Here is a 12786-nt window from a genome sequence, read left to right as displayed (position 1 = left end):
GCCCCGCCGCGCCGCCGCCCACGATCACCACGTCATATGTTTCGCTCATTCGCGATCACCTCCACCGACAGAGTGCCGACCGCCAGGCGAGTTCAGCAACGAATATTGCCAAAAACGGGAAAACGCGATGCACTGGTGACATGTCCACCCCACCGGCCATCACACAGGCTCTCGCCGACATCGGCCCACGACTCAAGGCGCTGCGCACCCGCCGCGACGTAACGCTCACCGCGCTGGCGGAGAGCACCGGCATCTCCAAGAGCACGCTCTCGCGACTGGAGTCCGGTCAGCGCAAGGCCAGCCTGGAGTTGCTGCTGCCGATCGCGATGGCCCATCAGGTGCCGCTGGACGAGCTGGTCGCCGCGCCCAAGATCGCCGATCCGCGAGTGCACACCACGGCGCGAAAGATGAACGGGTTCACCATCGTTCCGCTCACCAGGCAGCCGGGGCCGCTGCAGGCGTTCAAGATCGTCATCCCGCCCGACCGCGGCGAACCCGACCCGAAGGTGCACGAGGGTTTCGAGTGGCTCTACGTGTTGTCCGGACGGCTCCGGCTGGTGCTCGGCGAGCACGACCTCGTGCTCGGACCGGGCGAGGCAGCGGAATTCGACACCCGGCAACCGCATTGGTTCGGCAGCGCGGGCCGGGGCCCGGTGGAAATCCTGAGCCTTTTCGGGTCCCAGGGCGAACGAATGCATCTTCGCGCTCGATCGGCGGGCCGAAAACGCGAGTAACGCGCCATTGTCCGAAATGTCCGATATTGCCCGAAACGGGCAACCTGAGGACCCTGGGGAGGATGGAAACGACAGGCGCGCCCCCTCCGCTGAATTCTCCGGCGAAACCAGGGTTTTCCCGGTTGCCGAACTCGCGTTCGTTGCGGACGCTGGGAGAGGTGAACCCCCCGCTCGAAGCCGGGCCCGCCGCCGCCCCGGAACCCCGGCTGCCGATCCTGGTCCCCGACACGCTGCACGATCTGCGCGGTCACGCCATCGAGGAGATCCGGTATCCGGTCACGGCCGCGCTGATCGTCGCAGGCGTCCCCGGTGCGGGCAAGAGCACCGCGCTGCGCAAGTTCTTCGGCGCCGACTCGGCGGCCAGCGCGCCGTCGCGCAGCGACACCGGGGTGCTGGTGCTCGACTCGATGCAGGCGCGCAACCGCTGGCGACCCCGGCTGTGGTGGCTGCCCTACCTGCTGTGGCGTCCGCTGGTGCACGCCGCGCACTTTCTGGCGATCCGCACCGCGTTGCGCGAGGTCACCGGACCGGTGGTCATCCACGACTGCGCCACGTTCGGCTGGGCGCGGGCACTGATCGCGCGCTGGGCGGCGGACCGCGAACTGCACCTGCTCATGCTCGACGTGCCCGCCGCGGTGGCCCGCGCGGGCCAGCACAGCCGCGGCAGGCGGATCAATCACGTCGCCTTCCGCTTGCACGTGCGGCGCTGGCGGCAGCTCATGCGCGCGGTGGTGACCGAGCACCGGTCGCCGGCCGGTGCGTCACGATCGGTCGTCATCGTCGACCGCGCGGCCGTGGACCGGCTGCGCTGCGTGACGTTCGCCTGACCGGTACGCGCCCCGCCGTGGCGGTCAGGGCACCAGGACGGTCAGCGCGGCGGGTACCGCGCGGATGGTGATCGGCAGCGTGCCCGCCGGTTCGCCGTCCGCGGTCGCGGGCGCGCCCGCCGCGCTGAGCGTGACGGCCGCGGCGCGAAACTGCTTGACCTCCGGATGATCCTGACGTTTGCCCGCCGACAGCGCGGGCAGCAGGCGCAGCATCTTCACGCGCGACAGCGCGCCGACCACGGTAAGGTCCAGCAGTCCGTCGTCCATGACCGCGTCCGGGCAGATCAGCATGCCGCCGCCATAGGTACGGGTATTGCCGACCGCGACCATCACCGCCTCGGTCTCCAGCAGCGAGCCCGCACCGGGATTGGTCAGTCCCTCGGTCACCGCGCCGGCCAACTCGACCCGATAGGGCACGGTGAAGCGCCCGGAGATCTCCGCCAGCGCGGCGACGGTGTAACGCAGCCTGCCCTTAGGCCAGCGCATCGCGTTGGCGCGCAGGGTGACTCGCGCGTCGAATCCGGTGCCGGTCACCGTGGCGAACCACATCGGCGGCCCCGAAGACTCGATCCGCCCGAGATCGATCGTCTTGGTCTGCCCGCGCAACACCAGCGCGGCGGCGGCGATCGGGTCGTCGGTCGGCACACCGAGTTCCCTGGCCAGATCGTTGCCGGTGCCCGCGGGAACCATGCCGAGCGGGACGCCGGTCTCGGCGACGGCGGGCAGCGTCACGTTGATCAGGCCGTCGCCGCCGACACACACCACGGCATCCGGTGTCGCCGCTGTGACCGAATCCCGCACCTGGCGAACCGTTTCGGCGGCCGAGGGGGCACACACTTCGGTGATCTCGGCGCCGCCCGCACGCAGGCGGGCGATCGCGACGCTCGCCGCGTCGCCTCCCCTGCCGTGCGGATTGGTCACCACGGTGATCCTGCGCACCGGCGAATACTCGGTCACGGCACCAGCTTTCCGGGATTCAGGATGCCCGCGGGGTCGAGTTCGGCCTTCACCGCGCGCAGCACGCGCACACCGAGGTCGCCCACCTCGTCCGGCACCCAGGGACGGTGGTCGGTGCCCACCGCGTGGTGATGGGTGATGGTGCCGCCCGCCGCGACGATGGCGTCGCCCGCGGCGCGCTTGGCGGCCCGCCACTGGGGCAGCGGGTCGTCGAGTTGCTTGGCGACGACGGTGAAGTACAGCGACGCGCCGGTCGGGTAGGTGTGCGAGATGTGGCACATGACCAGGGGCGGGGTTCCCTGCGCGCCGAGCGCGTCGGTCAGCGCCGCGGTCACCTTCGCTTTCAGGGCGCTCAGATCGCGCCAGCTGGTGGCGGTTTCCAGCGTTTCGCAGAGCACGCCGACATCCAGCAGCGCGTCGCGCAGGTACGGCGCGGCGAAACGTCCGTGTTCCCACTCCCGGGCCGGTGTCTCACCGAGAGGGCGACCGCCCGCCGCGGCCAGCAGAGCGGCAGCCTCGGCGCTACGCGCGGCGACATGCGCCGCACTGCCTTCGAACGTGGTGACGGCCAGGCATCCGGCGACCGGGTTGCCGCCGATATCGCCGGAGCGAGCGAGGTTGATCCCGGTCTCCGCCTCGTCGGAGAGCCGGAGCACGGTCGGCGCCGCGCCCGCCTGCACCACCGAGCGCAAGGCGGCGGCGCCGGTCGCGAAGTCGGGGAACGACCACGCCTGGTACGCGACGGTTTCCGGGATCGGGTGCACCCGCACGGTGACCTCGGTGATCACACCGAGCGTGCCTTCCGAACCGACGAACAACTCGCGCAGGTCCGGGCCCGCCGCCGAGGCGGGGGCGCGGCCGAGGTGCAGCGTGCCGGTGGGCGTGGCGATCCGCACCCGCTGCACCATGTCGTCGAACCGGCCGTAACCCGCCGATGCCTGGCCGGACGACCTGGTCGCGGCGAAGCCGCCGATGGTGGCGAACTCGAAACTCTGCGGGAAGTGGCCGAGGGAAAGGCCGTGCCCGCCCAGCAGTTCCTCCGCGCGCGGACCGGTGAGTCCCGCGCCGAGCGTGACGGTGCCGCTGACCGGATCGATGTCGGTGACGCCGTCGAGCCTGCGCAGGTCCAGCGCTATCACGGCGTCGAAGCGACCGCGCACGGGATCGACACCGCCGACCACGCTGGTGCCGCCGCCGAACGGGACCACCGCCACGGCGTGCTCCGCGCAGTAGGCCAGCACGGCGAGAACCTGATCGTGATCGGCGGGGAAGACGACCGCGTCCGGTGCGTCCTGCGGGCTGTTCGCCCGGCGGCGCAGCAGATCCGGCGTACTCTTCCCCCCGGCGTGCCGCAACCTATCGCGGTGCTCGGCCGACACGTTGCCGGCGCCGACCACCTCGATCAACCCGGCTCGCCGCGCCTGTGGCAGCGCCGATTCACGCAGCGGCACGTCGCCCTCATCGCGGCGCGCCACCGGGTTGCCGGACACTCCGAAGACCTGCGTCAGCAGACCGCGGATTCGTTCCGGAAGTGCCTGGTGCCCAGCCGGGACACCCCAGGCGTCCCAGACCATATCCGCCGTCGATCCGCTGTCGCCGGTCCCCACCGGGACCGCCGGACCGCCACCGGTGTGCTGTTGCGTCTCCACCATGCGTTACAGTTTGACATAGAATGTCAATCAGTAACAAGCATTGCACCCGTTTCTCCTGGTCGGCGGCCCGCCGACCCATCGACCCCCGGTGGTGACACCTTGAGCGCTCCTGACGACTCCGCCGAGACCACGCTCTCCGCGATCGACCTGGCGATCCTCGACGCGGCCCGCGCCTGCGTGCAGGAGTTCGGCGTGCGCCGCACCACGCTCACCGAGGTGGCGCGCCGTGCGGGCGTCAGCAGGCCGACCGTCTACCGCCGCTGGCCCGACACCGGCGCGCTGGTGGCCGAGCTGCTGGTCCGCGAGCTGCGCGGCATCGTGGCCGCGACCATGCCGACCGTAGGCGACGCGCGCACCAGGCTGGTCGAGGGCGTGGTCGCGGGAGCGGCGACGATCCGGTCCAATCCGTTGTTCGACAAGATCTTCCGCACCGACACCGACCTGATGCTCACCTATGTCTTCGGCCGGCTCGGGCGCAACCAGCGCACTCTGATCGAGCTGTTCGCGGCGGGCATCCGGGAAGGCCAGCGGGACGGCTCCATTCGCGACGGCGATCCGGAGCGGATGGCCACGATGCTGCTGCTGATCGCCCAGTCGGCAGTGCAGTCGGCGGGCACCGTCGCGGCGTTGCTGTCCGGCGCGCACCTCGACGCCGAACTCCGCCGCGCGATCGACGGCTACCTCGGCGATCACGCGGCCGCAGACGGCGACGGACCGCGATGAGCGCGCGCTGGAACGCTTCCCGCTCGATCGGAAAGGCATTGTGATGGACAAGATTTCGAGCCACACCGGAGACTCCGCGTTGAACGCCGCCCGCCGGGCCGAGGACCTGGCCCGGCTCGGCGACGGGGCCGAGATCGACGTGCTGGTGATCGGCGGCGGCGTCACCGGCGCGGGCGCCGCCCTGGACGCCGCCGCCCGCGGGCTGCGAACCGTGCTGGTGGAGCGCCGGGATCTGGCCTTCGGCACCAGCCGCTGGAGTTCCAAACTGGTGCACGGCGGCCTGCGCTACCTGGCCGGCGGGCGCGTCGGCATCGCCCACGAGAGCGCGGTGGAACGCGGCATCCTGATGCGCACCACGGCGCCGCATCTGGTGCGCCCGCTGCCGCAGCTGGTGCCACTGCTGCCGGGTGTCGGCGGCGCGCAAGCCGCCCTGGTGCGGGCCGGTTTCCTGGCGGGCGACCTGCTGCGGCGCGGCGCGGGCACCCCGGCTGCCATCCTGCCCCGGTCCCGGCGCGTCACCGCCGCCGAGGCGGTGCGGCTGGCGCCGACCGTGCGCCGCGCGGACCTGCGCGGCGGGCTACAGGCGTGGGACGGGCAATTGGTGGACGACGCGCGCCTGGTAGTCGCGCTGGCGCGCACCGCGGCCGCGCACGGCGCGCGGGTGCTCACCCGGGTCGAAGCGCTGTCGGTGTCCGGGAATTCGGCGACCCTGCGCGACACTCGCACCGGCGAGACCCTCGCGGTGCGACCGCGCACCGTGGTGAATGCCACCGGCGTCTGGGCCGACCAGGTGGATCCGAGCATCCGGCTGCGGCCGAGCCGCGGCACGCACCTGGTGTTCTCCGCGGAGTCCTTCGGGGGCCTCACCGCCGCGCTGACCGTGCCGGTGCCCGGCAGCATCGGCCGCTTCGTCTTCGCCTTCCCCGCCGCGCACGGCCGGGTGTACCTGGGATTGACCGACGAGGACGCGCCGGGACCGGTGCCCGACGAGCCGAAGCCCACCGACGGCGAGATCGATTTCCTGCTCGACACCATCAACCCCGCCTTGCGTGAACCACTGACCCGCGACGATATGCGCGGCTCGTACGCCGGATTGCGTCCACTGTTGCAGACCGCCGACGACAGCACGTCCGACATCTCCCGGGAGCACGCGGTGCTGCGCGCGCCGACCGGGATCGTCACCGTCGTCGGCGGCAAGCTCACCACCTACCGGAAGATGGCCGAGGACGTGATCGACGCCGCGGTCGCGCACGGCGGTCTCGCCGCGGGGCCGTGCCGCACCCGGCGGCTCCCTTTGGTCGGGGCGGTCTCCGGCGCGGCGCGCGACCGCGTCGACGCCCCGCCCGTGCTGATCGAACGCTACGGCAGCGAGGCCGCCGCAGTGCTGGCCGCGGCACGCCGTGACCCGGCCCTGGCCGAACCGGTCGCGCCCGGAATCGACGTGCTCGGCGCCGAATTCGCGTTCGCGGTCTCCCACGAAGGCGCGCTCGACGCCGAGGATCTGCTGGATCGGCGCACGCGCATCGGCTTGGTTCCGGAAGACCGGGCCGCCGCGGCCGCCGCGGCCGCGCGCGCACTCACCTAGCGTGGCGCGGCTGGGTCCATCGACCAATCGGACAGTTCCGCGCGCATGCACGCACGCGGCCAGCGGTCGAGGCCATGGTCACGTTCAGCGGCCCGCAGGGCGGCCAGCCCAGGCGTCTCCTCCTCCGTGGAGAGGTACCGGAAGCCGAGGCGCTGGTAATACGGGCCGTTCCAAGGGACTTCGGTGAACGTGGTCAACGTCATCGCGGGCAGGCCCTCGGCAGCCGCCCAGCGGGCGGCCCGGTCGATCAGGCGCTTGCCGATCCGGCGCCCGGCGCCGTCGGGGTGCACCGAGACCTGCTCGATATGAGCGTTCCCGTCGACCACCCCCAGCAGCAGATACGCGATCGGCACGTCGTCGTCGGTCCACACCCATGCGCGCCCGGCTCGCTGGAACTCGCGCAGCGTTGCGAGCGACGGAGGTTCGTCGTCGGCCACGGCCGTCATGCCGATCTCCGCGAACGGCTTGCCCGCCGCGCGTTCGATGTCTCGCAGCACGGGGAGGTCTTCGGTCGTCGCCGGACGGATCACCGGATTATTCTGCGTCGGCGGCAGTTGCGTGGACCAGCGAATTTCACTCCGCCCGGGTGGCGAGGATGCCGTTGAGCAGCACCCGCGTCGCCCAGGCGGCGCGCGCGTCGCCGTCGCCGGTCAGCAGAGCCTCCCGCATGGCCACGACCGTCGGATAGCGGTCGGCGGGCAGCTCGGCGAAGCGCCGCCGCATCGCGGCGAGGTACTCCTGCTCGGTGCCGCCGCCGACGTTGTGCGCGCTCTGCTCGGCCGCCGACGCGGTGATGTGCAGGAAGAGCAGGTCCACCGCCCACGCCGCGGTGCGATCGTCCAGTCCCGCCTCGATGAGGGAGCCGAGCATGAATTCCACCAGCCGCAACGCGTTCGGGCTGCTCGGAACGGTTCCGAGCGCGACGAGCGCCAGCCCTTCGTGCCTGCTCATCGCCGCGACCATGGCATCGGCAAGCGCGGTGAGCCGCTGCCGCCAATCCGCTCCGGCGGGTTCCGGGACGCCGCCGAGGACATGGTCGAGCATGGCGGCCAGCAGATCGTCGCGATTGGCGAGGTAGACGTACAGAGAGGCGGCGCCGGTGTCCAGTTCCTGCGCCACCCGGCGCATCGTCAGCGCCGCCGCCCCGTCCCGGTCCAGGATGCGCAGGCCGGTCTCGATGATCGCCGCACGACTGAGCGGGGCTTTGGCCGGACGGGACCGGCGGCTGACGGCTGCGCACATGGGCCGAGCATAACCAGGACGAACGCCGTTCGGGTGAGGTCGCGGGCCCGTGCTCGCGCAGTGCGCGCTGAGCGAGCCGAGTAGTCGCAAACGGACATACGACTTCAGCGGGAGCGCAGGCTGCCTGGCGGTGGTCGGCAACGAAACCGATACTCGAAATTCCCGCCCTGTGGCCGTCGACACAGCGGCACATGACATGCATGGCTACCTGTTGCTGCGGAAAAGACCACAATCCCCAGCTCACAGCCGTCGCCCAGGCGGGCAGCGGCCCTCGCGAGAACGCGCGCGGCAGCGCGTGATTCGAGGACCGGACCGCGCATTCGAGCGTCCCCCGACTCGGATTCGCGATGGCGCGAGACCCCGGTTCGGTCGCTACCGACGCTCTATGCTGGCTTCGGTATGCCGGTAGTGCGCCGGGAAGGAGGGCGCGGGTGCGCAAGAAACCGTCCACCGTTGGTGTCGCACCGGGCGACGGGCTGGTCGCCCGCTTCGGTGCGGTCGTCGCTTATCTCGGTGCCGAAACCACCTCCACCGACCGCATACTCGGCACCATCGAAGCCGTCGCCGAGGGCGAGCACCCCGGCGCCGCGCTGGCGCAGCGCCTCGCCGCGGTGATCTTCGGCAGCACGGTCCAGCCGCCGCCGTTCGGCGTCGTCGCCCCTACCGGCGACGGCATGCTGATCCTCCTGCGCGGACCCGTGATCGCGGAGATCCACGGCGCGGAGGGCACTCGCCGCCTCGACGGCGGCCGTGCGTTCACCTGGGTGGACGAGATCGTGCGCGAACCCGTGCGCCGCATCACGATCGGCGCGGGCGCCGGCGCGCCACCGGCCGCGCTGCCCCGCACCGACCTGCGCGCCGGCGTGGTCCCCGGCGGCGGCTTCGTCCTGCACGCCGCCGTGCGAAGCGCCGGGAAGACCGTCGAGCCCCGGGCGTCCGAGGCTTCCGCACCGGGCGAGCCGGAGCCGACGGCCGCGGCCGGCTTCGCCGCGATGCCCGAACCGACCGGCGCGTCGGAGGCGGTCGTGCCCCCGGCGCCGCCCGTCCGGCCGACCGAGTCGGCGCGTCCCCTCGCCAAACCGCGTCCGCCCCGGCCCGCCACGGACCGGCCGCTCGCGTGGTCCCAAGTGCAGCCCGCGCACGAGCCGATCGCGCTGCGCAAAGCACCGGGAAACGGTGGGACGCGGGTGACGCACCCGCCTGGAGACGCCGCTGTCGGCGCCCTGGTCACCGAAGACGGCGCCGCCTACCCGTTGAACCGCGCCTATGTCATCGGGCGGGGGCCGCAGGTGGACGAATCGGTCCGTGCCGCCACCGCCGCCCCGATCGTCATCCAGCGCGACCGCCACGTCTCCCGCGTGCACGCCTACGTGTCGGTCGACGGCGGCAAGGTGTACGTCCGGGACGCCGCGGCCACCTCGGGCACCTTCATCGCCGCGCCCGGCACCGATCAGTGGACCCGGATCAGCGCGTCCCCGACCGAACTGCCGCCGGGCTGGCGCGTCCGCGTCAGCGAGCGAGTGCTCACCTACCGCGGCGACGACCAGCGCACAGGCATGGCCGACAGCGCGGGCGCGCGCCGTCGTTCCTGACATCCGGCGGGTGCCGACCCGTGCGGAAGCTGTCGCCCGAGTCGGACCCGTCCGACGTGCGCAGCCACCCGGATTCGACCTGCCCGACTTGCGCAGCCACCCGGATTCGACCCGCCCGACATGCGCAGCCACCTGGATTCGACCCCGACTTGCGCAGCCACCCGAGTTCGACCCACCCGACGTGCGACGGGCGCAGTCGAATTCCGCGGGGACGTGCGGCGGCTGCGGTCGAGACGGCAGGTAGCCGGTCCACCGCCGCTCCCGGCGACGTGGGGAGGACAATGGCGGCATGCACCGAAACGGACCGAGCCGGGACGTCGACGAGTCCGAGCTGACCGTGACCCCACCCGAGAAGCAGGCCGCGGGCGTCACCGCGGTGGGGGTGGCGCTGAAGCGCTCGGTCGAGGAGATGGGCGTCATCCGGACCGCCCGAACGTTGGCGCGGGTGAATCAGGTGCACGGCTTCGACTGCCCCGGCTGCGCTTGGCCGGAGCCGACCGGTCACCGCAGGCCTGCGGAGTTCTGCGAGAACGGCGCGAAGGCGGTCGCCGAGGAAGCCACGCTGCGGACGGTCACGCCGGAGTTCTTCGCCGCGCACTCGATCGCCGAACTGAGCGAGAAGTCCGGCTACTGGCTGGGGCAGCAGGGGCGGCTGACCCACCCCATGGTGCTGCGGCCCGGTGACACCCACTACTCCCCCATCGCGTGGGACGAGGCCTACCGGTTGATCGCGGACACTCTGCGCGGTCTGGACTCGCCCGACGAGGCGGTGTTCTACACCTCCGGCCGCACCAGCAACGAGACCGCGTTCCTGTATCAACTGCTGGTGCGCAGCTACGGCACCAACAACCTGCCCGACTGCTCCAACATGTGCCACGAGTCCTCCGGCGCCGCACTGCTCGGTTCGATCGGGATCGGCAAGGGCTCGGTCTCCATCGATGACTTCGCCGAGGCCGACCTGATCGTCGTCGCGGGCCAGAACCCGGGCACCAACCATCCGCGGATGCTCAGCGCGCTGGCCGCCGCCAAAGCCAGGGGCGCCCGCGTCATCGCCGTCAATCCGCTGCCGGAGACCGGCCTGCTCGCCTTCCGCGATCCGCAGACGGTCAAAGGCGTCACCACCGGCGTGCAGATCGCCGACGACTTCTTGCAGATCCGCCTCGGCGGCGATCTGGCCCTGTTCCAGGCGCTGGGCCGCCTACTGCTGGAAGCCGAGGATCGCGCGCCGGGCACAGTCGTCGACCGGGCGTTCGTCGATGCCCACTGCGCGGGCTACGCCGAATACGAAAAGCACGCGCGCGCAGTCGATCTCGACACCGTACTGGAAGCGACGGGCCTCAGCACGGCCGAACTCGAGCACACCGCCGAGGTGTTCGCCCGGTCGCGCAACATCATCCTGTGCTGGGCGATGGGCCTCACCCAGCAAGCCCATGCCGTGGCCACCATCGAGGAGGCCACCAACCTGCTGCTGTTGCGCGGCATGATCGGCAAGCCGGGCGCCGGCGTGTGCCCGGTGCGCGGCCATTCCAACGTCCAGGGCGACCGCACCATGGGCATCTGGGAGAAGATGCCCGAGGCTTTCCTCGGCGCTCTCGATCGCGAGTTCGGCATCACCAGCCCGCGCGCGCACGGCCTCGACACCGTCGCGGCCATCCGCGCCATGCGCGACGGACGCGCGAAAGTCTTCTTCGGCATGGGCGGCAACTTCGTCTCCGCCACCCCCGACACCGCCGTGACCGAGGCCGCGCTGCGCGGCTGCGCGCTCACCGTGCAGGTCTCCACCAAACTCAACCGCAGCCACGTCGTGCACGGCCGCACCGCGCTCATCCTGCCCACGCTCGGGCGCACCGACCTCGACCTCGCCCCCGACGGCGCCAAACATCAGGTGTCGGTGGAGGACTCGATGTCGATGGTGCACCTGTCCACCGGGCGGCTGAAACCGGTCAGCGACCAGCTGCGCAGCGAAGTCGCCATCGTCTGCGAACTCGCCCGAGCGCTCTTCGCGCCCGAGCACCCCGTGCCGTGGGCGCGTTTCGCCCGCGACTACGACCACATCCGCGACGCCATCGCCCGCGTCGTCCCCGGCTGCGCCGACTACAACACCAAAGTTCGCGCCCGCAACGGATTCCAGCTCCCCCACCCGCCCCGCGACGCCCGCGAATTCCGCACCGCCACCGGCAAAGCCAACTTCGCGGTCAACGAACTGACCTGGCTGCCGGTCCCCGACGGCAAGCTGATCCTGCAAACCCTGCGCAGTCACGACCAGTACAACACCACCATCTACGGCCTCGACGACCGCTACCGCGGCATCCACAACGGCCGCAAAGTCGTCCTGGTGCACCCCGACGACATCACCGCACTCGGCTTCGCCGACGGCGACCTGGTCGACGTCGTCTCCGAATGGATCGACGGCACCGAACGCCGCGTCGAAGGCTTCCGCCTCGTGCCCTACCCCACCCCACGAGGCAACGCCGCGGCCTACTACCCCGAGACCAACCCGCTGGTGCCGCTGGAGCACGTCGCGAAACGGTCGAACACTCCGGTCTCCAAGGCGGTGACCGTTCGGTTCGAGGCCGCGGGCGAGGGCAGAGCATGAGTCGCGTCACCGCCCGCCGCCGAACGCGCCGGATCTCGCCCACCGGGGAGATCCTGCGTCCGGACACCCTCGCCGTCGAGGAACCACTCGAGATCCGCGTCGACGGGCGATCGCTGACGGTCACCATGCGCACCCCCGGCGACGACATCGATCTGGTGCACGGATTCATGCTCGGCGAAGGCATGATCGGCTCCGCCGAGGACATCGTCGCGGCCCGCTACTGCGCCGGTACCGACGACCAGGGCCGCAACACCTACAACGTCCTCGACGTCACCCTGCGCGCGCCCGTCCCGGTCCCGACCCGGGCCTTCCTGACCACCGGAGCCTGTGGCTTGTGCGGCAAGACGGCCCTGGACGAGGTGCGCACCCGCACCCGATTCCCGCTGCCGGCCGACGGCCCCGTGGTGGACACCCGCGCCATGGCCGCCATGCCCGGCATGCTGCGCGATCGCCAATCGGTGTTCGACGTCACCGGCGGCTTGCACGCCGCGGGCCTGTTCACCGCCGAGGGCGAAGCGCTGGCGGTCCGCGAGGACATCGGCAGGCACAACGCGGTGGACAAGGTGATCGGCTGGGCACTGCGCGAAACCCGCGTTCCCGCCCATGATCTGGTGCTCGTCGTGAGCGGGCGCGCCTCGTTCGAGCTGGTGCAGAAGGCCGTCATGGCCGGGATTCCCCTGCTCGGCGCGGTTTCGGCGCCGAGTTCGCTGGCGGTGGATCTCGCCGCCGAGGCCGGGCTGACCCTGGTCGGTTTCCTGCGCGGCGACACCATGAACGTCTACAGCACCCCCGAGCGGATCCGCGCCGATCCCGGCGCGAGTTCCCGGTTGGCCTGACTCACTATTGCCCGCGCCGGGCACGCGTTTTACCGTGACTGC

At 71.5% G+C, this 12786-nt stretch carries 11 protein-coding genes; 7 read left to right on the top strand and 4 right to left on the bottom strand.

The window, feature by feature from the left end; genetic code table 11:
* The first annotated feature begins 140 nt into the window (after positions 1–140).
* Together ON27_RS07615 and ON27_RS07610 are read left to right on the top strand one after the other, a co-directional pair.
* Positions 141–734, top strand: coding sequence for a helix-turn-helix domain-containing protein (locus tag ON27_RS07615; protein ID WP_043721537.1), 594 nt, complete (start codon positions 141–143; stop codon positions 732–734).
* 158 nt (positions 735–892) lie between these two features.
* Positions 893–1561 carry an AAA family ATPase gene (locus ON27_RS07610; protein WP_245559846.1) on the top strand — a complete coding sequence of 223 codons (669 nt, stop codon included), beginning with the start codon at positions 893–895 and terminating at the stop codon, positions 1559–1561.
* A 24-nt stretch (positions 1562–1585) separates the two neighbouring features.
* On the opposite strand, the gene ON27_RS07605 is transcribed toward ON27_RS07610, so the two are convergent.
* Positions 1586–2518, bottom strand: coding sequence for a YegS/Rv2252/BmrU family lipid kinase (locus ON27_RS07605; RefSeq protein ID WP_051046312.1), 933 nt, complete (start codon positions 2516–2518; stop codon positions 1586–1588).
* Complete coding sequence (locus ON27_RS07600; protein WP_043721558.1) at positions 2515–4092, bottom strand: FAD-binding oxidoreductase; 1578 nt, start codon at positions 4090–4092, stop codon at positions 2515–2517. The genes ON27_RS07605 and ON27_RS07600 overlap by 4 nt, the downstream gene beginning before the upstream one ends.
* Positions 4093–4269: 177 nt before the next feature.
* Here ON27_RS07600 and ON27_RS07595 point away from each other — a divergent pair, with 177 nt between their 5' ends.
* Both ON27_RS07595 and ON27_RS07590 read left to right on the top strand, forming a co-directional pair.
* Positions 4270–4893, top strand: coding sequence for a TetR/AcrR family transcriptional regulator (locus ON27_RS07595; RefSeq protein ID WP_043721534.1), 624 nt, complete (start codon positions 4270–4272; stop codon positions 4891–4893).
* 43 nt (positions 4894–4936) lie between these two features.
* The gene (locus tag ON27_RS07590; protein ID WP_043721532.1) at positions 4937–6478 is read left to right on the top strand and encodes a glycerol-3-phosphate dehydrogenase/oxidase; all 1542 of its coding nucleotides are present in this window, start codon (positions 4937–4939) and stop codon (positions 6476–6478) included.
* On the opposite strand, the gene ON27_RS07585 is transcribed toward ON27_RS07590, so the two are convergent.
* Together ON27_RS07585 and ON27_RS07580 are read right to left on the bottom strand one after the other, a co-directional pair.
* On the bottom strand, positions 6475–7008 hold the full coding sequence (locus ON27_RS07585) for a GNAT family N-acetyltransferase (protein WP_043721530.1): 534 nt from the start codon (positions 7006–7008) through the stop codon (positions 6475–6477). The two genes, ON27_RS07590 and ON27_RS07585, sit on opposite strands and share 4 nt — an antisense overlap.
* Positions 7009–7051: 43 nt before the next feature.
* Complete coding sequence (locus ON27_RS07580) at positions 7052–7720, bottom strand: TetR/AcrR family transcriptional regulator (protein WP_043721528.1); 669 nt, start codon at positions 7718–7720, stop codon at positions 7052–7054.
* Between the two features lie 431 nt (positions 7721–8151).
* Between ON27_RS07580 and ON27_RS07575 the strand changes: the two genes are divergently transcribed.
* The 3 genes from ON27_RS07575 to fdhD all read left to right on the top strand — a co-directional run bounded on the left by ON27_RS07575 (position 8152) and on the right by fdhD (position 12744).
* Positions 8152–9312 (top strand): FHA domain-containing protein, encoded by a 1161-nt coding sequence (locus ON27_RS07575; RefSeq protein WP_043721525.1) that lies wholly within the window; start codon positions 8152–8154, stop codon positions 9310–9312.
* 289 nt (positions 9313–9601) lie between these two features.
* Complete coding sequence (locus tag ON27_RS07570) at positions 9602–11908, top strand: FdhF/YdeP family oxidoreductase (RefSeq protein ID WP_043721522.1); 2307 nt, start codon at positions 9602–9604, stop codon at positions 11906–11908.
* Positions 11905–12744: a formate dehydrogenase accessory sulfurtransferase FdhD gene (fdhD, locus tag ON27_RS07565; RefSeq protein WP_043721519.1), complete on the top strand. Its 840-nt coding sequence runs from the start codon at positions 11905–11907 to the stop codon at positions 12742–12744. Before ON27_RS07570 ends, fdhD begins: the two co-directional genes overlap by 4 nt.
* The last annotated feature ends 42 nt before the right edge of the window (positions 12745–12786 follow it).

Source organism: Nocardia asiatica NBRC 100129 (assembly GCF_000308415.1).
Taxonomy (GTDB): domain Bacteria; phylum Actinomycetota; class Actinomycetes; order Mycobacteriales; family Mycobacteriaceae; genus Nocardia; species Nocardia asiatica.
This window is presented reverse-complemented; position numbering and strand designations above follow the sequence as displayed.